Origin of the sequence: Streptosporangium sp. NPDC048047 (assembly GCF_040653115.1) — a bacterium.
Classification (GTDB): domain Bacteria; phylum Actinomycetota; class Actinomycetes; order Streptosporangiales; family Streptosporangiaceae; genus Streptosporangium.
In genome coordinates this window covers 85449-105308 of sequence record NZ_JBEZNH010000021.1, presented here as the reverse complement: position 1 = coordinate 105308, position 19860 = coordinate 85449, and the positions used below count along the sequence as shown (strand labels likewise).

At 73.4% G+C, this 19860-nt stretch carries 17 protein-coding genes; 6 read left to right on the top strand and 11 right to left on the bottom strand.

Features of this window, described 5'->3' with window-relative positions; genetic code table 11:
• Positions 1-1708: ATP-binding protein (locus AB0D67_RS20030; protein ID WP_362937389.1), on the bottom strand; the 1708-nt coding region annotated here is incomplete at its 3' end.
• 190 nt (positions 1709-1898) lie between these two features.
• Between AB0D67_RS20030 and AB0D67_RS20025 the strand changes: the two genes are divergently transcribed.
• A complete protein-coding gene (locus AB0D67_RS20025; protein WP_362937386.1) occupies positions 1899-3314 on the top strand; it encodes an NAD(P)/FAD-dependent oxidoreductase in 1416 nt (471 codons plus the stop codon).
• Between the two features lie 292 nt (positions 3315-3606).
• Positions 3607-4350: a hypothetical protein gene (locus AB0D67_RS20020; protein WP_362937383.1), complete on the top strand. Its 744-nt coding sequence runs from the start codon at positions 3607-3609 to the stop codon at positions 4348-4350.
• Positions 4351-4421: 71 nt separating this feature from the next.
• Here the strand turns inward: AB0D67_RS20020 and AB0D67_RS20015 are convergent, their stop codons facing one another.
• Together AB0D67_RS20015 and AB0D67_RS20010 are read right to left on the bottom strand one after the other, a co-directional pair.
• A complete protein-coding gene (locus AB0D67_RS20015) occupies positions 4422-5567 on the bottom strand; it encodes an acyl-CoA dehydrogenase family protein (RefSeq protein ID WP_362937379.1) in 1146 nt (381 codons plus the stop codon).
• A gap of 78 nt (positions 5568-5645) precedes the next feature.
• The gene (locus tag AB0D67_RS20010) at positions 5646-6761 is read right to left on the bottom strand and encodes a Xaa-Pro peptidase family protein (RefSeq protein ID WP_362937376.1); all 1116 of its coding nucleotides are present in this window, start codon (positions 6759-6761) and stop codon (positions 5646-5648) included.
• 234 nt (positions 6762-6995) lie between these two features.
• Between AB0D67_RS20010 and AB0D67_RS20005 the strand changes: the two genes are divergently transcribed.
• The 3 genes from AB0D67_RS20005 to AB0D67_RS19995 all read left to right on the top strand — a co-directional run bounded on the left by AB0D67_RS20005 (position 6996) and on the right by AB0D67_RS19995 (position 10775).
• Entirely contained in the window at positions 6996-8225 is a 1230-nt protein-coding gene (locus AB0D67_RS20005; RefSeq protein WP_362937373.1) for a SpoIIE family protein phosphatase, read from the top strand.
• Between the two features lie 166 nt (positions 8226-8391).
• On the top strand, positions 8392-9300 hold the full coding sequence (locus AB0D67_RS20000; RefSeq protein ID WP_362937370.1) for a 5'-3' exonuclease: 909 nt from the start codon (positions 8392-8394) through the stop codon (positions 9298-9300).
• Between the two features lie 68 nt (positions 9301-9368).
• Positions 9369-10775 (top strand): RNB domain-containing ribonuclease, encoded by a 1407-nt coding sequence (locus tag AB0D67_RS19995; protein ID WP_362937367.1) that lies wholly within the window; start codon positions 9369-9371, stop codon positions 10773-10775.
• Between the two features lie 113 nt (positions 10776-10888).
• Here the strand turns inward: AB0D67_RS19995 and AB0D67_RS19990 are convergent, their stop codons facing one another.
• The 8 genes from AB0D67_RS19990 to AB0D67_RS19955 all read right to left on the bottom strand — a co-directional run bounded on the left by AB0D67_RS19990 (position 10889) and on the right by AB0D67_RS19955 (position 18518).
• Positions 10889-11056: a hypothetical protein gene (locus AB0D67_RS19990; RefSeq protein WP_362937364.1), complete on the bottom strand. Its 168-nt coding sequence runs from the start codon at positions 11054-11056 to the stop codon at positions 10889-10891.
• A gap of 291 nt (positions 11057-11347) precedes the next feature.
• Positions 11348-14077, bottom strand: coding sequence for a DEAD/DEAH box helicase (locus AB0D67_RS19985; RefSeq protein WP_362937361.1), 2730 nt, complete (start codon positions 14075-14077; stop codon positions 11348-11350).
• 60 nt (positions 14078-14137) lie between these two features.
• Complete coding sequence (locus tag AB0D67_RS19980; RefSeq protein ID WP_362937358.1) at positions 14138-15013, bottom strand: diacylglycerol kinase; 876 nt, start codon at positions 15011-15013, stop codon at positions 14138-14140.
• A gap of 17 nt (positions 15014-15030) precedes the next feature.
• Positions 15031-15933: a twin-arginine translocase subunit TatC gene (gene tatC, locus AB0D67_RS19975; RefSeq protein WP_362937355.1), complete on the bottom strand. Its 903-nt coding sequence runs from the start codon at positions 15931-15933 to the stop codon at positions 15031-15033.
• Between the two features lie 35 nt (positions 15934-15968).
• The gene (gene tatA, locus AB0D67_RS19970; RefSeq protein WP_362937352.1) at positions 15969-16277 is read right to left on the bottom strand and encodes a Sec-independent protein translocase subunit TatA; all 309 of its coding nucleotides are present in this window, start codon (positions 16275-16277) and stop codon (positions 15969-15971) included.
• A gap of 66 nt (positions 16278-16343) precedes the next feature.
• Positions 16344-16553 (bottom strand): hypothetical protein, encoded by a 210-nt coding sequence (locus tag AB0D67_RS19965; protein WP_362937349.1) that lies wholly within the window; start codon positions 16551-16553, stop codon positions 16344-16346.
• A gap of 55 nt (positions 16554-16608) precedes the next feature.
• Positions 16609-17562 (bottom strand): WYL domain-containing protein, encoded by a 954-nt coding sequence (locus AB0D67_RS19960; RefSeq protein WP_362937346.1) that lies wholly within the window; start codon positions 17560-17562, stop codon positions 16609-16611.
• Positions 17559-18518 carry a WYL domain-containing protein gene (locus AB0D67_RS19955; RefSeq protein ID WP_362937343.1) on the bottom strand — a complete coding sequence of 320 codons (960 nt, stop codon included), beginning with the start codon at positions 18516-18518 and terminating at the stop codon, positions 17559-17561. The genes AB0D67_RS19960 and AB0D67_RS19955 overlap by 4 nt, the downstream gene beginning before the upstream one ends.
• A 40-nt stretch (positions 18519-18558) precedes the next feature.
• Between AB0D67_RS19955 and AB0D67_RS19950 the strand changes: the two genes are divergently transcribed.
• Positions 18559-19770: a DUF3866 family protein gene (locus AB0D67_RS19950; RefSeq protein WP_362937340.1), complete on the top strand. Its 1212-nt coding sequence runs from the start codon at positions 18559-18561 to the stop codon at positions 19768-19770.
• Positions 19771-19860: the final 90 nt, after the last annotated feature.

Here is a 19860-nt window from a genome sequence, read left to right as displayed (position 1 = left end):
CCGGAGTCCCCTCGGAGGCCGGAGTCCCCTCGGAGGCCGGAGTCCCCTCGGAGGCCGGAGTCCCCTCGGAGGCCGAGGCCGGGGCGGCCCCCCGCCCGGCTCCGGCGTCATCACCGGAGATGTCGGAGGCATCCGGGGCGTCAGAGCCGTCGGAGGCGTCCGGGATGTCGGCTACCGGCAGTGTGAGGATGAAACGGGTGCCCTCGGTGTACTCGGTGTCCAGCCAGATCCTGCCCTGGTGCTGCTCGACGATCTTCCGGCAGAGCGCCAGGCCGATCCCGGTGCCCTCGTAGGCGTCCCGGTGGTGCAGCCGCTGGAAGATCACGAAGATCTTGTCGGCGAAGTGGGCCGGGATGCCGATCCCGTTGTCGGTCAGGGAGATCCGCCACTCCCCGTCGTCCTTCTCGGCCTCGATCCGCACATGCGCGCGGCGGTCCGGGGAGCGGAACTTCAGCGAGTTGCCGATCAGGTTCTGCCAGAGCATCACCAGCTGGGTACGGTCGCCGATGACCACCGGCAGGTCCCCCACCTCGATCTCGGCGTCCGACTCCTCCACGGCCGCCGAGAGATTGTCCAGCGCATGGCCGACCATCTCGTTCAGGCCGGCCGGGACGGGATCCTGGCGGATGCGGCCCACCCGGGAGAAGGTGAGCAACTCGTTGATGAGCACCTGCATCCGCTTGGCGCCGTCGACGGCGAAGTCGATGTAGGTGTTCGCCCTCTCGTCGAGCTGACCGGCGTAGCGCTGCTGGAGCATCTGACAGAAGGATGCGATCTTGCGCAGCGGTTCCTGCAGGTCGTGCGAGGCGACGTAGGCGAACTGCTCCAGCTCGGCGTTGGATCGTTTCAGCTCCTCGGCCTGGGCGGCGAGCTGCTGCCGGGAGCCGCGGGCCTCCTCCAGTTCGGTGACGATCCGCCGCCGCATCGCCTCCATGTCGCTCGACAGCGCCGCCAGGTCGGCCGGGCCGCCGGTGTCGATGTGGTGGGAGAAGTCGCCCCCGGTGACCCTGCGGGACGCCTCGCCCAGGCGCGCCAGGGGGCGGAACACCGCCATCCGCAGCAGCACCGCGACCGTGACGATCGTCAGGAGGAAGGCCGCCAGGATGATGAAGAACGTGGTGTCGCGGGTCGTGCGGGCCCGCTCCAGCTCGGCTCGGGCGCGGTCCCTGACCGCGCTCCAGGAGGCGTTCTGGTCGTCGAGCACGCGGCGGACCGCGTCGAAGGCAGCCTTGCTCTCCCCGGCCCGCTCCTGGGTCACGGCCGAGGTACCGCCGCGCCGTACGGCCGCGATCATCGGCTCGGCGTACTCCGAGCGCCATCGCTCGCTCAGCCGCTGGACCGTCTCCAGGCGGTCCAGCATCCTCTCCCCCGACGCCACCATCCGCACCTGCGCCGCGGCGGCCCGCTGGGCGCTCAGGCCGTCCTCGTACGGCTGGAGGAACTCCTCCTTGCCGGAGAGGACGAACCCCCGCAGGCCGGTCTCCTGGTTCACCAGGCTCGTCTGCATGCGCTCCGCCTGGAGCCTGCCCACGGTGATCTGGTCGATGAGCCGGTTGGACGCCTCGGCCGCGGTGCGCAGCACGCTCGCACCGAACACCGCGGACACGGCGAGCAGCACGGCCATGGCCAGCAGCACCACGTTGAACCATGTCTGCGCGTTCCAGCGGCCATGCCGGGAACGGGCGGCGCGCGCCTGGTCGGAGGTCATGACGTCTCATCTCACGGATCCGGCCGGCCGGGGCCGGGGAACAGAACGGCTGACGAAAGATACCGGAACGGGGAGCCTTCGCCGTACCCGATCCGGCGCCGCGGGTCCGGGGGCGGGCGGGACGTACCCGCGTCGGAGTGGGAAGCTGGTGTGATCCCCGCCGTTCGACGGCGCACGCGTCCTGGAGGTAATGGTGTCCGACGAGTTCGACGTGATCGTGATAGGGGCCGGTCCCGCCGGGGAGAACGTCGCGGCCCGGGCCGTCCGCGGGGGGCTGAGCGCCGCGGTGGTGGAGAAGGACCTCGCCGGCGGGGAGTGCTCCTACTGGGCGTGCGTGCCCAGTAAGGCGCTGCTGCGCCCGGTGGAGCTGGCCGCCGACGTCAGCCGGGTGCCCGGCATGTCCCTCGGCCCCCTGGACGTCGCCGCGGTGCTCGCCCGGCGCGACGAGGCCGTCTCGCACCTGGACGACGCCGGACAGGTGAAGTGGATCAAGAACGTGCCCGCGGAGTTCGTACGGGGCCGGGGACGGCTGAGCGGGCCGCTGCGGGTCGAGGTGACCGCTCCCGGCGGCGCCGTCCGCCTGCTGACCGCCCGGCACGCGGTCGTGCTGGCCACCGGCAGCCAGGCGGTGCTCCCGCCGGTCCCCGGCCTGCGGGAGGCGGCCCCCTGGACGAGCCACGAGGTGACCGTCGCCCAGGAGGTCCCGAAGCGGTTCGTCGTGGTGGGCGGCGGCGTGGTGGCCTGCGAGATGGCGCAGGCCATGCACGGGCTGGGCGCCGCGGAGACGACGATGCTGGTGCGGGGCCACTCGCTGCTGGACCGGATCGAGCCGTTCGCCGGGGAGCTGCTGCGCGACTCGCTGGCCGACGGCGGCGTCGACGTCCGCTTCGGCGTCGAGGTGACGAAGGTGGAGCGGCCCGTACCGGGCGGCCCGGTGACCGTCCACCTGAGCGAGGGACCTCCGATCACGGCCGACGAGCTGCTGATGGCCACCGGGCGCCGGCCCGCGACCGGCGACCTCGGCCTCGACACCGTGGGCCTGTCCGGGAAGGGCCCGGTGGAGGTCGACGACAGCATGCGCGCCACCGGGGTCCCGGAGGGCTGGCTGTACGCGGTGGGCGACGTCAACGGCCGCAACCTCCTCACCCACATGGGCAAGTACCAGGCGCGGGTGTGCGGCGACGTGATCGCGGCGCGGGCCCGGGGCGACCGCGACGACCTGCCGGGGCTGCGCGCCGTCGCCGACTCCCTCGGCGCGCCCCAGGTGGTCTTCACCGACCCGCAGATCTGCGCGGTCGGCCGGACCGAGGCCGCCGCCCGCTCCGAGGGGTTCGACGTCCGCGTGGTGGAGTACGACCTGGCCTCGGTGACCGGGGCCTACCTGCTCGGCGAGGACTACCGGGGGCGCGCGAAGGCGGTGGTGGACGAGCGGCGCCGCGTCCTGCTCGGAGTGACCTTCGTCGGCGCGGGCGTCGCCGAGCTGCTGCACTCGGCGACGATCGCGGTGACCGGCGAGGTGCCCCTCGACCGGCTGTGGCACGCCGTCCCGTCCTTCCCCACCGTCAGCGAGATCTGGCTCCGCCTCCTGGAGGAATACGGCCTCTGACCCCTCACGGACACCGGTGACCGCCCCCGCTCAGGGACGCCGCTATCCGGACCCGCTCGGGGGCGCCGGTGTCTGGACTGAGGAACGCAGCCGCGAAGCGGCGGAGAGACGAGGGAAGACACCGGCTCAACAGCCCCCGAGCCGCGACGCGCCAGCGTCGCCATGAACACAGCGTCGCCATGAAACAGTTTAGAAAAGCTTTGCCCTTTTTCCGACACCACATCCATCCCATATGCGGAATTAAGACCATATGGGTGGATTCCGGGAAGTTCGGGGAGGTGAGGTCGCCGCCATGAAGACGAGCGATGACGCGGCGCGGTGGCCCGCGGCGCGGGAGGGCGGCCCTCCCGGGATGCTGCCCGTCTCCCTCGAGCCCGACTTCCGGGCGCTGGACCGGCGGGAGCGGGCCATCATCGGCCGGATGCTGGCGGGCCTGACCCTGGGCATGGCCCTCGCCCTGGCCGGCCGGATGCTCACCGAGGTGCTGCCCACGTATGTCGTGGCCTTCTACGATCCCTACCTGTACGGCGTGCTGATCCTGGCCATGACCCGCGGCATCGCCCGGCCCGGATGGGCTCTGCTGACCGGCGGCCTGACCGGGGCGGGCATCGCGGCCGGTCAGATGACGGCCTACGCGCTCGACCGCCAGACCCCGCTCATCCCCGGCGATCCCGATCCCGGGGGCATCGGCTGGGAGATGGCGGCGCTGGCCGTCGTGCTGGCCGCCTTCGGCCTGACCGGGCATCTCTGCCGTCGTCCCGGCCTGTGCGGCGACCTCGTGGTGGGGGCGCTCAGCGGGGTGCTGCTGGCCCGGTTCGCCCAGGAACTGCGGTCGGCGGAACTGCTGGACCGCGTGAACTCCTTCTCCGCGCTCCCGTGGTCGCTCGCGGCCCTGGTGATCATGGGCCTGGCGTTGCCGGTCATCCTGCGCCCGGCCACCGCGGCGCGGGCCCGCACCGCGGTCGTCACCCTGGCCTGCGCCGTCCTCTGCACGGTCGGCTTCGCCTTCGTACCCGCCCTGGCCCTGCCCGTCTGACCGGGAGGGCCGCCGGAGCCCCCGGAGTCCCCGGGGTCCCCCACGGCCAGGGTCGGCCCCGGACCAGCCGGTCAGCCCTTGGCGACGGCCCTGCCGATGACCAGGCGCTGTACCTGGTTGGTGCCCTCGACGATCTGCAGCACCTTCGCCTCGCGCATGTACCGCTCGACCGGGAAGTCCTCGACGTAGCCGTAGCCGCCGAGCACCTGCACCGCGTCGGTGGCGGTCTTCATGCACACGTCGGTGGCGAACAGCTTGGCCATCGCGGCCTGCGTGCCGTACGGCCGGCCGGCGTCGCGCAGCCGGGCGGCGTCCAGGTAGAGGGCGCGCGCGGCGGCGATCTGGGTGGCCATGTCGGCGAGCATGAAGCCGACGCCCTGGAAGTCGACGATCCGCGAGCCGAACTGCCGCCGCTCCCTGGCGTAGGAGGCGGCGGCGTCGAACGCGGCCTGGGCCACGCCCACCGCGCAGGCGGCGATGCCGAGCCGCCCGCCGTCCAGGGCGGCCATGGCGATGCGGAATCCCTCGCCCTCGGCGCCCACCATGGCGTCGGGGCCGAGCCGGGCGGCGTCGAAGCGGACCTGGGCGGTCGGCGAGGACTTCATGCCCATCTTCCGCTCGGGCTCGCCGAACGACAGTCCCGGCGTCCCCGCCGGGACGTGGAAGCAGGAGATGCCGCGGGCCCCGTCGGGGGAGGTGCGGGCCATGAGCGTGTAGAAGTCGGCGGCGCCGCCGTGGGTGATCCACGCCTTGACCCCGTCCACGGTGTAGCCGCCGGCGTCGCGCGCGGCCCGGGTGGTCAGGGCGGCGGCGTCGGAGCCGGACTGCGGCTCCGAGAGGCAGTAGGCGCCCAGCAGCTCGCCGCCGAGCATCTCCGGCAGCAGTTCCGCGCGCTGGGCGTCGGTGCCGTAGGCCGCGACGGGGAAGCACGACAGGGTGTGCACCGACAGGCCGAGGCCGACCGCGAGCCATCCGGCCGCCAGCTCCTCGATCACCTGGAGGTAGACCTCGTACGGCTGCGCCGCGCCGCCGTGCTCCTCGGGGTAGGGCAGCCCGAGCAGGCCGGAGCGGCCCAGGGTGGTGAAGACCTCCCGGGGGAAGCGCCCGGCGGCCTCGTCGGCCGCGGCCCGGGGCGCGACCTCCTTGCCGGCGAGGTCGCGGACCAGGTCGATCAGGTCGTGGGCCTCGGCGGTCGGCAGAACACGTTCAACGGTCATATCCGCACACTCCAGGTCATGGGCGCGAGCGACAAAAAGGGTGACCGGGTTCACCGGCCACCCCGATTGTGACACTTGTTACACGATGACGAGTTCGCGAGGCCGGTGGTTGACGCGCTCCCCGCCGTCCTCGGTGCAGACGAGGATGTCCTCGATGCGGGCGCCGTGGACGCCGGGGAGGTAGATGCCCGGTTCGACGGAGAAGGCGAAGCCCGGCGCCAGCGGCTCGGTGTTGCCCGCGACGATGTAGGGCTCCTCGTGGGTCTCCAGGCCGATGCCGTGGCCGGTGCGGTGGATGAAGTACTCGCCGTAGCCCTCCTCGGCGATCACCTCCCGCGCGGCGGCGTCGATCGCCTCGCACGCGACGCCGGGCCGTACCGCCCGGCAGGCGGCCTCCTGGGCGCGCTGGAGCACGTCGTAGTACTTGGCGAAGTCGGCCGGGGGCTCCCCGACGCAGTAGACCCGGGTGGAGTCGGAGCAGTAGCCGCCGGGCATCTGGCCGCCGATGTCCACCACGACCGGCTCCCCGGCCTGGATCACCCGGTCCGACAGCTCGTGGTGCGGGCTGGCGCCGTTGGGGCCGGAGCCGACGATGACGAAGTCGACGGTCGTGTGGCCGGCGGCGACGATCGCCTCGGCGATGTCCCGCCCGACCTCCCGCTCGGTACGGCCGGCCCGCAGGAACTCCGGGACCCGGGCGTGGACGGAGTCGATGGCGGCGCCCGCCTCGCGCAGCGCGGCCACCTCCGCCGGGCTCTTGCGCATGCGCAGCTCCCGCAGGACCGTCCCGGCGAGCACCTGCTCGGCGGCGGGGAGCGCGTCGCGGAAGCGCAGCGACTGCATCGCCCACATGCGGTCGGCCAACCCCACCTTGGAGACCCCGCCCAGCCGGGCGGCGATCGCGGTGTACGGGTCGTCGGTCTCGTCCCAGGGCACGAACTCGATGCCGAGCCGGGAGGCCGGTGAGTGCTCGGCGGCGGGCAGCTCCAGGCGGGGCACCACGAGGAAGGCGTCGCCCTCGGCCGGCAGCACCAGGCAGGTCAGCCGCTCCAGCGGCAGCGCGTCGTAGCCGGTCACGTACCGCAGGTCGGGGCCCGGCGTCAGGAGCAGCGCGCCGAGTCCGGCGGCGGCGGTCGCCCGCCGGGCGTCGGCCAGGCGGGTAACGGGATACAGGTCAGCAGACTCCGTTGTCACACCGCCCAATCTAGTGCCGGAAGGACGAACGGCGCATCCGGCCCCGGAGCGCCAAGGAAAGTGCGGGAAAGCCAGGGAAACCCCACCCGGACCGCGACGATGTCACTACACTCCGTTGAAGGACGATCACAATTTGTCGATAGAATATCCGCAAGACCCCTCATTTCGAGAGCGAGCTAAATGGTCGGCGTAGTGGGCGGCCACCAGCCACCCCTCCACCCACGAAACGACCACGTGACCGGTTCCGCCCCGCTGACCGCGACCGACACGGCGCGGCGCCCGCGGGGAGAGCTGGACGGGCACCTGGCCGTCGAACACCACCTCCTCAGCGTCCGGCTGGCACAGGCCGAACGGCTGGGCGATCTCGGCTGGGCCGAATGGAACCTCCAGACCGGGGAGACCATCTGGTCCGACCGGGTGTACGCCATCTTCGGCCGTGATCCCGGGGAGGGCCCCATCCGTCTGGCGGATCTGATCTCCCACGTCGAGACGGGCGACCGGGCCGGTCTGGACCACCTGCTGCGGGCCGTCGTGCACCGGGCCGAGCCGGGCGAGACGGAGTTCCGCATCCGCCGCCGGGGGGAGATCCGCAACCTGCGGGCGGCCCTCGACCCCGTGGCGGCCGAGGGGCGCACCGCGGTGCACGGTGTGATCCAGGACGTCACCGGCCACCGGCGGGCCGAGCGCGGCGTCGCCGAGGCGCGGCGCCGGCTGGGCGAGCTCCTCGGCCGGGCGACCCGGGACCGGCGGCGCAGCGAGGTCCTGCGCGAGGCGCTGCTGCCCGGCCCCGCCGCCCCGGCCGGCCTGCCCGGCGTGCGGATCGAGACGCGCTACCACCCGGCCGGCGCCGAGGACGGCCTCGGCGGCGACTGGCACGACGTCGTCCCCCTGCCGGACGGCCGGATCCTGCTGGCCGTCGGCGACGTGTCCGGGCACGGCCTGCCCGCCGCCGCGGAGATGACCGTGCTGCGGCACGCGCTGGCGGCCCTGGCGATGACCGGCGAGCCCGCCGGCCGGCTGCTGTCGTGGCTCAACCACGTGGTGACGCACCGGATGGCCGAGGCCACCGCTACCGCCGTCGCCGGTCACCTCGACCCGGCCACCGGGGTGTTCACCTGGAGCCAGGCCGGGCATCCCGCACCGGTCCTGGTCCGCGACGGGACGGCCGTCCAGCTCGATGCGCCGGAGGGGGTGCTGCTCGGCGCCACCCTCGCCGAGCCGTACGCCTCGGCCGCGATCCGGCTGCGCGAGGACGACCTGCTGCTGCTGTTCACCGACGGGCTCGTGGAGCGGCGCGACCGCGACATCGACGACGGCGTCGCGTTGCTGCTGAGGGCGGCGGCCGGGCTGTCCGGGCTGCGCGGGGCCGGGCTCGCCGCGGGGCTCGACCGGCTCGTCGAGGCGGTCGGCGGACCCAACCCGGAGGACGACGTCTGCGTGCTGGCGTTCGCCCCGGCCGGTTGAGCGGCCGTCATTCCCCGACCGGCGGCCCCGGTTCGTTGAGCGGCCGTCATTCCCGGACCGGCGGCCCCGGTTCTTCGAGCGGCCGTCATGCCTCGACCGGCGGCCCCGGCCGCCCGCGGGCGGCGGCATCTCCCGCTCCCCGGCGACTTACCGGCATGCTGGTGCGATGACGACCGATCCCCAGAAGCTTCTTCTGCTCGACACCCCTTCCCTGTACTTCCGCGCCTTCTACGGCGTCCCCGAGTCGGTGACCGCACCGGACGGCATGCCGGTCAACGCCGTCCGCGGCCTCATCGACATGATCGCCATGCTGGTCCGGGACCACTCCCCCGGCGAGTTGGTGGCCTGCATGGACGCCGACTGGCGCCCGGCCTTCCGGGTGGCGGCGATCCCCTCCTACAAGGCGCACCGGCTCGCCGCCGACGGCGGCGAGGAGGTCCCCGACACCCTCGCCCCGCAGGTGCCGGTGATCGAGCGGGTGCTCGACGCCGCCGGCATCGCCCGCGTCGGGGTGCCCGGCTACGAGGCCGACGACGTGATGGGCACGTTCACGGCCCGAGCCCGCGGACCGGTGGACATCGTCACCGGCGACCGCGACATGTTCCAGCTCGTCGACGACTCCCGCCCGGTCCGTGTCCTGTACACCGCGCGGGGCGTGAAGAACCTCCAGGTCGTCGACGAGGACGCGGTGTCGGCCCGGTACGGCGTGCCGGGCCGTTCCTACGCCGACTTCGCCGTGCTGCGCGGCGACCCCAGTGACGGCCTGCCCGGCGTCGCGGGGATCGGCGACAAGACGGCGGCCGCCCTGATCACCCGGTTCGGCTCGCTGGAGGCGCTGGTCAGGGCCCTGGACGACGGTACGGGCGATCTGCCCGCCGGGCAGCGCGCCAAGCTCGCCGCGGCCCGCGACTACCTGCGCGCCGCCCCCGCGGTGGTCCGGGTCGCGCCCGACGCGCCGGTCCCGGAGCTCGACCTGTCCCTGCCCGCCGCGCCGCGCGACCCGGAGGCGCTCGACGCCCTGGCCGAGCGGTACGGCCTGCGCGGCCCGCTCAAGCGCCTGTCCGCCGTACTCTGACGGCCCGCGCCGCGCGCCGGTACGACCCTGAACGGTAGGTTGGCCCCGTGTCCCCCAGAACCATACGGATGCCCGAAGAGTCCCATCCGCGGCTCGACGATGGTTTCGAGCGGATCCGCCGGGAGCTGCGGCTTCCCGAGGAGTTCCCCCGCGCGGTGATCGACGAAGCCGAGTGGATCGCCCAGACGCCCGCCCTGCCGGAGCTGGACCGCACCGACCTGCCGTTCATCACCGTCGACCCGCCCGGCTCCATGGACCTGGACCAGGCGATGCACCTGGAGGAGCGGCCCGGCGGCTACCGCGTCTGGTACGCCGTCGCCGACGTCGGGGCGTTCGTACGGCCCGGCGGTGCGATCGATCTGGAGGCCCGCGAACGCGGCGAGACGGTCTACCTGCCCGACGGCCGGGTTCCGCTGCACCCGCCCGTGCTGTCGGAGGGCGCGGCCAGCCTGCTGCCCGGGGTGACGCGTTCGGCCGCGCTGTGGTGCGTCGACCTCGACTCCGACGGCCGGATCGCGGGCGCCGACGTGACGCGGGCGCTGGTGCGCAGCCGTGAGCGGCTCGACTACGACTACGTGCAGGCCGCGGTGGACACCGGCACCGCCGACGGCACGCTGCGGCTGCTGGCCGAGATCGGCCGGCTCCGCCTCGCGCTGGAGCGCGACCGCGGCGGGATCAGCCTGCCCACGCCCGAGCAGGAGGTCGTCCCCGACGCGGGCGGCTACCGGGTGGAGCTGCGCGCCTCACTCGACGCCGAGGCGTGGAACGCCCAGATCTCGCTGCTGACCGGCATGGCCGCCGCCTCGATGATGCTCGACGCCGAGATCGGCCTGCTGCGGGTGTTGCCGCCCGCGCCGGCCGAGGAGGTCGCCCGGATGCGCCGGGCCGCCGCCGCCCTGGGCGTGCCCTGGCCCGAGGACGCCTCCTACGGCGACATGGTGCACCGCCTGGACCCGAAGGTCCCCGAGCACGCCGCGTTCCTGCGGGAGTCCACGGTGCTGCTGCGCGGCGCCGGGTACGTCGCCTTCAACGGCGAGCCTCCCCGGCAGGCGGAGCACGCCGCGGTGGCCGCGCCGTACGCGCACGTGACCGCGCCGCTGCGGCGGCTCATCGACCGCTACGCCACCGAGATCTGCCTGGCGGTCGCGGCGGGCGAGCCGGTTCCGGAAGACGTCCAGGCGGTCATGGGCGAGCTGCCGGACATCATGCAGGCCACCGGGCGGCGGGCGAGCGCCGCCGAGCGGGCCTGTGTGGACCTGGTGGAGGCGTTCGTGCTGCGCGACCGGGTGGGCGAGACGTTCGACGCGGTGGTGATCGACGTGGCCGACGACGGGGAGTCCGGTGTGGTCCAGGTCACCGGCCCGGCGGTGGTGGCCCGCTGCGACGGCGAGCGGCTGCCGCTGGGCGAGGCCGTCCGGGTACGGCTGACCCGCGCCGACCCGGCGACCCGGGAGGTCCGCTTCAGCGTGGCGTAGCCCCCGCCACGGACGAAGGCCGCGCCCGGATCACCGGGCGCGGCCTTCCGCGCTGTGACGGGGCCTCGCGCGGCGGGCCCCCTGCGGGACCCGCGCGGTCCGCCCGTCCTCGGTCAACGCCTGAGGGTCCAGCCGGTGCCGACTCCCATCAGGTGCAGGGCGACGGCGAGCAGCCCGGCCAGGGCGAGCGTGGCCACGGTCACGACGGTGCCGATGGCCACACCGGCGATCTGGAAGATCAGGGCGAGGAGGAACAGGATTGCGGCGATGAGAGCGAACACGGTTACCTCCCTGAGCGGGGGTCCAAAAGGGGCCTGATACCGGGATTTCCGTAGCGATCACCCAGGAAACAGGCCCCGGGGCTACTTTCCGCGCACCGGCCGTCACGGGGTATTGACCGAGCGGTCAGTCTGCCCGCTCCGCGGACCGGGACCACCGGCCATGCGTTCCGCGGGCCGGAGCCGCCGGCCCCCTGCCCGGAGCGGCGCCGAGGCCGCCGGCCACCGTCCGGAGCGGCGCCGTACCCGTAACGGCGCCGGGCCGCCCCGGGCCGGCCCACCGGGGAGCCCGGGTCAGCCCACCGAGGAGTAGGCCACCACACCGCGCCGCAGGGCGTCCATCGCCTTGCCCGCCGTCTGCTTGACCTTGCTGTCGGCGGGGGCCGCCTCGGCGATCTGACCCAGCAGGTCCAGCAGCTGCTTGATCCACCGGACGAAGTCGCCCGCGGCCAGCTCGGAGCCGCCGAGACCGTCGCCCAGCACGGCGTCGAGGTTGTGCCCCCGGGCCCAGCGGAACGCCGCCCAGGCGAACCCGGCGTCGGGCTCCCGGAGGAACGACAGGCCGTGGTCGCCCTCGATGGACTCCAGCTCGGCCCACAGGCGGATCATGTCGGCCAGCGCCTTCTGCGCCTCGCCCCCGGGCAGCCTGGGCTGGCGGCCCTCGTCGGCCTGCCGGGACTCGAAGACCAGCGCGGAGACGCAGGCGGCCAGCTCCGCCGGGTCGAGGTCCTCCCAGATGCCGGCGCGCAGCGACTCGGCGGTGAGGAGGTCCAGCTCGGTGTAGAGGCGGCCCAGCCGGCGGCCCTCGGCGGTGACGTGCTCACCGTCGAGGTAGCCGAGCTGGTCGAGCACCCCGCAGACCTTGTCGAAGGTGCGGGCGATGACGTGGGAGCGGCCCTCGACGCGGCGGCGCAGGCCCTCGGTCTCGCGCAGCAGCTTGTAGTAGCGCTCGGCCCAGCGGGCGTGGTCCTCACGCTCGTCGCAGCCGTGGCAGGGATGCTGCCGGATGTCCCGGCGCAGGCGCGCGACCTCCTCGTCCTCGGCGGCGTGGTCGCGCACCCTGGGCGGCTTGCCGAAGTCGCGGTCGCCGAGTTTGGCGTGCATCGAGGAGACGAGGTTCGCGCGGTCCTTGGGCGAGCGGGAGTTGAAGCCCTTGGGGATGCGCAGCCGCTCGACCGGCTCCACCGGCATCGGGAAATCCGTCGGCGAGAGCTTCTTGACCTGTTTGCCGATGGTCAGCACCAGCGGGGAGGGGCCTTCGCCGCGGGAGTTGAGGCCGGGGTCGAGAACGAGCGCCAGGCCGGCCCGCCGCCCGCCGGGGACGCGGATGATGTCGCCGGGCCGCAGCGCCTCCAGCGAGCGCAGCGCCTGCGCCCGGCGGGCCGCGCCGCGCTGCCGCGACAGCTCGGCCTCGCGGTCCGACAGCGTCCTGCGCAGCGCGGCGTACTCCTCGAAGTCGCCGAGGTGGCACGTCATCGCCTTGCGGTAGCCCTCCAGGGCCTCCTCGTGGCGGCGGAGCTGCTTGGCGATGCCGACCACGGCCCGGTCCGCCTGGAACTGCGCGAAGGACGACTCCAGGAGGGACCTGGCGCGCTCCCGGCCGACCTGGCCGACCAGGTTGACCGCCATGTTGTAGGAGGGGCGGAAGCTGGAGCGCAGCGGATAGGTGCGGGTGCTGGCCAGGCCCGCGACCTGCAACGGGTCGGTGCCCGGCTGCCACTGGACCACCGCGTGGCCCTCGACGTCGATGCCGCGCCGCCCGGCCCGGCCGGTGAGCTGGGTGTACTCGCCGGGCGTCAGGTCGGCGTGGGTCTCGCCGTTCCACTTGTCGAGCTTTTCGATCACCACCGAGCGGGCGGGCATGTTGATGCCCAGCGCGAGGGTCTCGGTGGCGAAGACGGCCTTGACGAGGTTGCGGGTGAACAGCTCCTCGACGACCTCCTTGAAGGTCGGGAGCATGCCCGCGTGGTGGGCGGCCAGGCCGCGCTCCAGGGCGTCGCGCCACTCGAGGTAGCCCAGCACCGCGAGGTCCTCGTCCGGCAGGTGCGCGGTGCGCTCGTCGACGATCTGGCGGATCTCGTGCCGCTCGGCGTCGGTGGTGAGCCGGATTCCGGCGAACACGCACTGGGCGACGGCGGCGGTGCAGCCGGCCCGGGAGAAGATGAAGGTGATGGCGGGCAGCAGACCTTCGGCGTCGAGCCGCTCGATGGCCGCGGCGCGGTCCGGCGGGCCGGGCCTGCGGGGCCGGGAGTAGCCGCGGCGGCCCCGGCCGAACGCCTGGCGCTCCTCGTCTCGGGCGATGCGCATCAGGGCGGGGTTGACCTGCGGGCGGCGGCCCTCCTCGTCGGCGACGAACAGGTCGTACAGGCGGTGGCCGACGAGCATGTGCTGCCAGAGCGGAACCGGGCGGTGCTCGTCGACGATGACGCTGGTGTCACCGCGCACCTCGCCCATCCACTCGCCGAACTCCTCGGCGTTGCTGACCGTGGCCGACAGGGCGACCAGCCGCACCGACTCGGGCAGGTGGATGATCACCTCTTCCCAGACCGCGCCGCGGAAGCGGTCGGCCAGGTAGTGCACCTCGTCCATGACGACGAACCCCAGGCCGGTGAGCGTGGAGGACCCGGCGTAGAGCATGTTGCGCAGGACCTCGGTGGTCATCACCACGATGGGGGCGTCGCCGTTGACGCTGTTGTCGCCGGTGAGCAGGCCGACGTCGGCGGCGCCGTACCGCCGGACCAGATCGTTGTACTTCTGGTTGGACAGCGCCTTGATCGGGGTGGTGTAGAAGCACTTGCGGCCCTCGCTCAGGGCCAGGTGAACCGCGAACTCACCCACGACGGTCTTGCCCGAGCCGGTCGGAGCGGCGACCAGGACCCCGTCACCCGCTTCCAGGGCCCGGCAGGCGTCGAGCTGGAAGTCGTCCAGCTCGAAGTCGTACAGACCGCGGAACGAGGTCAGCGCGGGCCCGCTCTCGGCCTGGCTCTGACGGAAGGCAGCGTAACGTTCCGCTGGGGTCGTCATGTCTCCACCCTACCGACCCCGGGATTCCGATCGATCCGCCCGTGCCCCGCGCCAGAAGCCCTACGCCAGGACGTTCAGGGCGCCGGGGACGATCTCGCAGGTCAGGGGGATGGGGCCGAGGCGCTCGCCGTCGGCGTAGGCGACGACGCCCGGAGCCTCCAGCGTCACCCGCCGGACGCGGTGGACGGTCACCGAGGGGTGGGAGACGTGGGTGCCGCGATACACCCGGGGGAAGGTGCGCAGGAACTCCCCGCGGGGCACGGCGCCGAGGACCGTCACGTCCAGCAGGCCGTCGTCGGGGACCGCGGCGGGGCACACCCGCATGCCCGCGCCGTAGGAGCAGGTGTTGCCGACGGCGACCAGCATCGCCTCGCGCTCGACCACCTCGCCGTCGAGGTCCAGGCGGAACGGGATGGGCCGGAAGGAACGCAACTCCTGGGCCAGCGCGACGACGTACCTGGCCATGCCGGGCGGCCAGGTGAGCCGGTTGGCCCGCTCGTTGACCCGCGAGTCGAAGCCGCAGGCCACCACCCCGGCGAACCACTCGTCCGCACCGGCGCGGCCGGCGTCGACCGTCCGCACCCGCCCGCGCAGCACCGCGTCGGCGGCGGCCAGGGGGTCGCGGACCGGCAGGCCGAGCGCGGCGGCGATGTCGTTGCCGGTCCCGGCCGGGATGACGCCCAGCGGGACGTCGGTGCCCGCGACCGCCTGGACGGCAAGGTGGACCAGGCCGTCGCCGCCGAAGGCGACCAGCGCGCCGGGGCCCTCGGCGACAGCCGTGCAGGCACGCTCCAGGGCGTCGTCGGCGGACTCGCCGAGGATCACCGAGACCTCGGCGCCGCCGCTGCGCAGCCGGTCGAGCACCGGGGCGAGCAGGCCGCGGGAACGGCCGCCCCGGGCGGCGGGGTTGACGAGCAGGGCGATCTCTCCGGGCACAGACCGGAACCTATCCGCTACCTCGCCGGATCGGAATCAGTCGTGTCCGAATCGAGAGGGGAAACCTCGTCCGGCAGAGCGGATGCCTCGTCGTCTGACAGGTGGGAGAAGTCCCCGCCCTTGGCCGCGGCTCTGCGTTCCCTCAGGTACATGAACCCCTCGGCCAGGGCGAACAGCAGGACCATGGGCAGGGCGAGCGCGATCATGGAGAACGGGTCGGTGCTGGGGGTGGCGATCGCCGCGAAGACGAACATGATGAAGATCACCATGCGGCGGTGGGCGGCCACCGTGGCGTGCGGCAGGACGCCGATCACGTTGAGGAACACCATCAGCAGCGGCAGCTCGAAGGAGACCCCGAAGATGATGAGCATCACCAGCGCGTAGGTGAGGTAGTCGTCCATCTCCAGCAGCGGGATGGCGTTCGAGGGGGCAAACCCCAGCAGGATCGACAGCCCCTTGTCCATGATCACATAGGCCAGCGCGGCGCCCGCGAGGAACAGCGGGATCGCCATGCCCAGGAACGCCGCCGAGTAGCGCTTCTCGTTGCGGTACAGGCCGGGGGTGACGAACGCCCAGATCTGGTAGAGCCAGACCGGGGAGGAGACGACCAGCGCGAAGAGCGCGGCGACCTTCAAATTGACGAAGAACGCCTCGAACACCCCGCGGATGGCGAACGTGCACTCGCCCTTGCGCAGCACCTGCGAGGCGGGCAGGTTGCAGTAGGGCTTGGTGATGAACGCCCAGATCGGGTCGAAGAAGACGAGCCCGATGATGATCCCGGCCACCAGGCCGAGCAACGCGATGATCAGCCGGTTGCGCAGCTCACGGAGGTGGTCCATGAGCGGCATGCGCCCCTCGGCCGCGCCCTCGGACGGGACCGACCGGTTCTGCCCAGGCTTGGGCCATTTCAGCAGCGCCATTGACGAATCCCGGTCCGAGAAAGTGTTGAGTTGGACTACTGGGGCTTGGAGGCGGCCTGGGCGCGGAGGCGGGCGGCCTGCTCCTCCAGGGCGCGGGCCTGCTCCTCCGCGGAGAGCGCGGGCGCCGGGGTGATCTGCTGCGGCGCGGGGGCCGGAGCGGGCTGCTGCGGCTGGACGGTGGCGGCCGGAGCCTCGTCGTCGTCGCGGAGCTTGGAGGTCTCCGCCTTGAAGATGCGCAGCGAACGGCCCAGCCCGCGCGCGGCCTCCGGCAGCTTCTTCGCGCCGAACAGCATCACCAGGATCACCCCGATGATGATCAGCTCAGTGGGTCCAAGGTTGCCCATGACACATCCTTACGCGAGCGACATGCGGTCTTCTGCCACCGATCGTACGCTGCCCGGGTGACAGACTCATCCCTTCGGCGGAGTCCGGCCGGCCACCGACAACCGCGCCTCGGCGGTCCGCTCGGCGAGCAGCGCCCGGGCCGGCTCGATCCGGCGCCGGGCCCGGTCCACCTCCCGGCCCAGTTCGCGGGCCGCGACCAGCACCCGAAGGCCGAGGACGGCGAGCAGCGCCAGCCCCGCGAGGGCCAGCCCCGTCCCGGCGAAGATCCAGTTCATACCGGCCGATCCTACCGCCGACGGCCAACGGAAGGTTTTGAAACGTTCACTAACTTTATACGCTTTCGTACAGTTTGAGGGCCGACGCGGCGGCCTCCCGGACGCTCGCCGCCAGCGACGCGGGCGACAGCACCCGGCCGGTGTCGCCCAGCCGCAGCGCCAGCCGTACCAGCCAGCCCTGGTCCCGCGCGCGCAGCGCCACCCGCAGCCGGCCCTCGCCCAGCTCGGTGACCTCCTCGCACGGGTAGTACTCGGCGACCCAGCGCCCGGCCGGGGTCAGCTCCAGCTCCACCAGCTCGTCGGTGGAGGAGGGCCGGAACACCCCGGGCGTCACCTCGCCGGGCTCGGCCCCGTCCGGCGGGTCGGCGGGCACGTCCAGCACGTCCACGGTGAGCATCCGGTCCAGCCGGAACAGCCGCACCGCCTCGGCGCGGTAACACCAGCCCGACAGATAGGAGCGGCCGTCCACCATGACCAGCCGCAGCGGGTCGACCTCGCGCGGGGTGACCTCGTCGCGGCCCGGCACGTAGTAGCGCAGCGACAGCCTCCGCCGGCGGCGCAGCGCCTCGTTGACCGTGGGCAGCGCGTCCGGGGCGGCGTCCACCTCCACCGCGACCTGGCTGCTGACCGCCGCGGCGGCCTCCCCCGCGGCCCGCTCCAGCTTGGCGATGACCCGCGACAGGGCGTCGCGGTCGCCGAACTCCGGCAGCTCGGCGAGCATCCGCAGGGCCACCAGCAGCGCGCTGGCCTCGTCCACGGCGAGCCGCAGCGGCCGGGCGATGGTGTCGGCGTTGTCGATGAGGATCTCGCCGCCGTCCCAGGAGACGTCGATCAGGTCGCCCGGGGTGTGGCCGGGCAGCCCGCACATCCACACGAGCTGCAGGTCGTCGATGAGCTGCTTCTCGGTCAGCCCGAAGACCTTCGCGACCTCGGGGACCTGCGCGCCCGGGTGCGACATCAGGTAGGGCACCAGGGCCAGCAGCCTGGGCAGCCTGTCGGCCGTGCTCACGTCAGTGCTCCCTTCAGGCGGCAGATCACCGCGTCGCGGGCGTCCGGCGGCCCGACCACCTCGGCGTCCGCGGCGAAGCCGACCACCCATCCGGCCAGCCGCTCGGGGTCGTTGAAGTCGAGTTCCAGCTCGTCCCACCCGCCGGATGCGGGCCGTACCTGCCTGGCCACCTGGCGCAGCCCCTGGCAGGTGCCCTCACGGACCCGGATCAGCGCGGTGCGCTCCCGGACCGTCATGGCGTCGCTGTAGCCGACCATCGACTTCAGGTCGACGCCCTCGGGCACCACCACGTCGCCGGGGCGGCCGGTCGGGGTGACCGGCCCGGTGATGCGGCTGAGCCGGAAGACCCGCGCGTCGTCGCGGTCTCGGTCGTGGCCCACCATGTACCAGCGGCCGCGCCGGCTGACCACGCCCCACGGCTCCACCGTACGGGTCAGCACGGTCTGGCTGGAGGCGGCGCGGTAGGGGAAGCGGACCGCTCGCCGGTCGCGCACGGCCTCCCACAGCGCCGGGAACGCCGGGTCCTGGGTGTCGAGCCGCAGCTCCAGGGCGCCGCCGAGCACTCCGCCGGCCTCCTCGGTCTCCACCCCTCCGGCGCGCAGCTTCAGCAGCGCCTTGCCGGCCGCCTCGGCCAGGCTGGCCCGCTGCCACACCTGGGCCGCCAGGCCCACCACGGCCGCCTCGTCGGGCTCCAGGGTGATCTCGGGCAGTTCATAGCTCTGCCGGACGATCCGGTAGCCCGGATCCTCCTCCCAGGGGTCCTTGTGCACCTCGATCGGGATGCCGATCTCGCGCAGCTCGTTCTTGTCGCGCTCGAACATCCGCTGGAAGGCCTCGTCGTTGTCGGCGTCGTAGCCGGGCACGGCCTGGCGGATGTGATCGGCGCTGAGCGGCCGACGGGTGGCCAGCAGGCAGATCACGAGGTTCAGCAGCCGCTCGGTCTTCCGGCGTGACATCGGGCCTCCTTCCTCTTCGAAGTGACGCTACTCTTCCCGCGTGATCAGATGGCGCAAGGGAGTCGTCGCGCGGGTCCGGCGCGAGTGGCCGGGAGCGGTGGAACTCGACGTCACCACCGAGGAGGGCGGCGCGCGAGCGCTCGCCTATCCCGCCCTGGTGGGGCGCCCCGAACCCGGCGACACGGTGCTGCTCAACACGACCGCGCTCGCGATGGGCCTCGGTACGGGAGGTTACGCCATGGTGGTGGCGCTTCCCGACAGGTTGCCGCAAGATCCTTCCGGCCCCGGGCACCTGGTGAAGGCACGCTACACCCCGTTGCAGGCCACCGTACTCGGCGTCGACGAGCAGGACTCGCCCTTCCATGACGTGCTGCGCGACGCCGACTCGCTCGACGGCATGCCGGTGATCGTCGCCGACCTGCACTCGGCGCTCCCGGCGATCCTGTGCGGCCTGTACGGCCCGCACCCGCCGCGGCCGTCCCCGGCCGGGGACGCGCGGGAGGCCGGCGGGGAGCCCTCTCCCGGGGAGGCGGGCGGCGGGACCGCCCACGGCACGGGGACCGGCGGGACGGTACGGCCGCCCCGGGTGGTCTACGTGATGCTCGACGGCGGCGCGCTGCCCGCCTGGTTCTCCATGTCGTGCGCGCGGCTCAGGGAGGCCGGATGGCTGGCCGGGACGGTCACGGTCGGCCAGGCGTTCGGCGGCGACATGGAGGCCGTGACCCTGCACACCGGCCTGCTCGCCGCCCGGCACGTGATGGGCGCCGACGTCGCGGTCGTCACGCAGGGTCCGGGCAACCTCGGCACCGGCACCCGGTGGGGCTTCTCCGGCGTCTCGGCGGGCGAGGCGGTCAACGCCGCCGCCGTCCTGGCCGGCCGGCCGGTCGCGGCGCTGCGGGTCAGCGAGGGCGACCGGCGTGAGCGCCACATCGGGGTCTCCCACCACTCGCTGACCGCCTACGGACGGGTCGCCCTGGCCCCGGCCCAGGTCGCCGTGCCGGAGCTGCCCGGCGGTTTCGGCGAGCGGGTCGCCCGGCAGGCGGAGCCTCTGTCGGCCCGGCACGAGCTGGTGCGGGTGCCGCTGGACGGCCTGCGCGAGGCGCTCGCCGGCTGCCCGGTACGGCTGTCGACGATGGGCCGGGGCCTGGATGAGGACCTGCCCTACTTCCTGGCCTCGGCCGCCGCGGGCCGCCACGCGGCCTCGCTGCTGCCCGGGGAGCCCGGGGAGGACGCGGGCCCCCGCGCCTCCTAGGAGAGCTCCGAAGACGTTCCGGCGGCGCCGAGGTCCTCCACCGGCGCGGGTCGTGAGCCGCTCTCAGCTCCCTCTCATACAAGGTGCGTA

Excerpts from the sequence above, each read along its gene's own strand:
- tatA (WP_362937352.1), bottom strand. The coding sequence starts at position 16,277 with ATGGGCAACCTTGGACCCACTGAGCTGATCATCATCGGGGTGATCCTG.
- AB0D67_RS19985 (WP_362937361.1), bottom strand. The coding sequence starts at position 14,077 with ATGACGACCCCAGCGGAACGTTACGCTGCCTTCCGTCAGAGCCAGGCC.
- AB0D67_RS19965 (WP_362937349.1), bottom strand. The coding sequence starts at position 16,553 with ATGAACTGGATCTTCGCCGGGACGGGGCTGGCCCTCGCGGGGCTGGCG.
- tatC (WP_362937355.1), bottom strand. The coding sequence starts at position 15,933 with ATGGCGCTGCTGAAATGGCCCAAGCCTGGGCAGAACCGGTCGGTCCCG.
- AB0D67_RS20015 (WP_362937379.1), bottom strand. The coding sequence starts at position 5,567 with ATGACCGTTGAACGTGTTCTGCCGACCGCCGAGGCCCACGACCTGATC.
- AB0D67_RS19955 (WP_362937343.1), bottom strand. The coding sequence starts at position 18,518 with ATGTCACGCCGGAAGACCGAGCGGCTGCTGAACCTCGTGATCTGCCTG.
- AB0D67_RS20025 (WP_362937386.1), top strand. The coding sequence starts at position 1,899 with ATGGTGTCCGACGAGTTCGACGTGATCGTGATAGGGGCCGGTCCCGCC.
- AB0D67_RS20000 (WP_362937370.1), top strand. The coding sequence starts at position 8,392 with ATGACGACCGATCCCCAGAAGCTTCTTCTGCTCGACACCCCTTCCCTG.
- AB0D67_RS20020 (WP_362937383.1), top strand. The coding sequence starts at position 3,607 with ATGAAGACGAGCGATGACGCGGCGCGGTGGCCCGCGGCGCGGGAGGGC.
- AB0D67_RS19995 (WP_362937367.1), top strand. The coding sequence starts at position 9,369 with ATGCCCGAAGAGTCCCATCCGCGGCTCGACGATGGTTTCGAGCGGATC.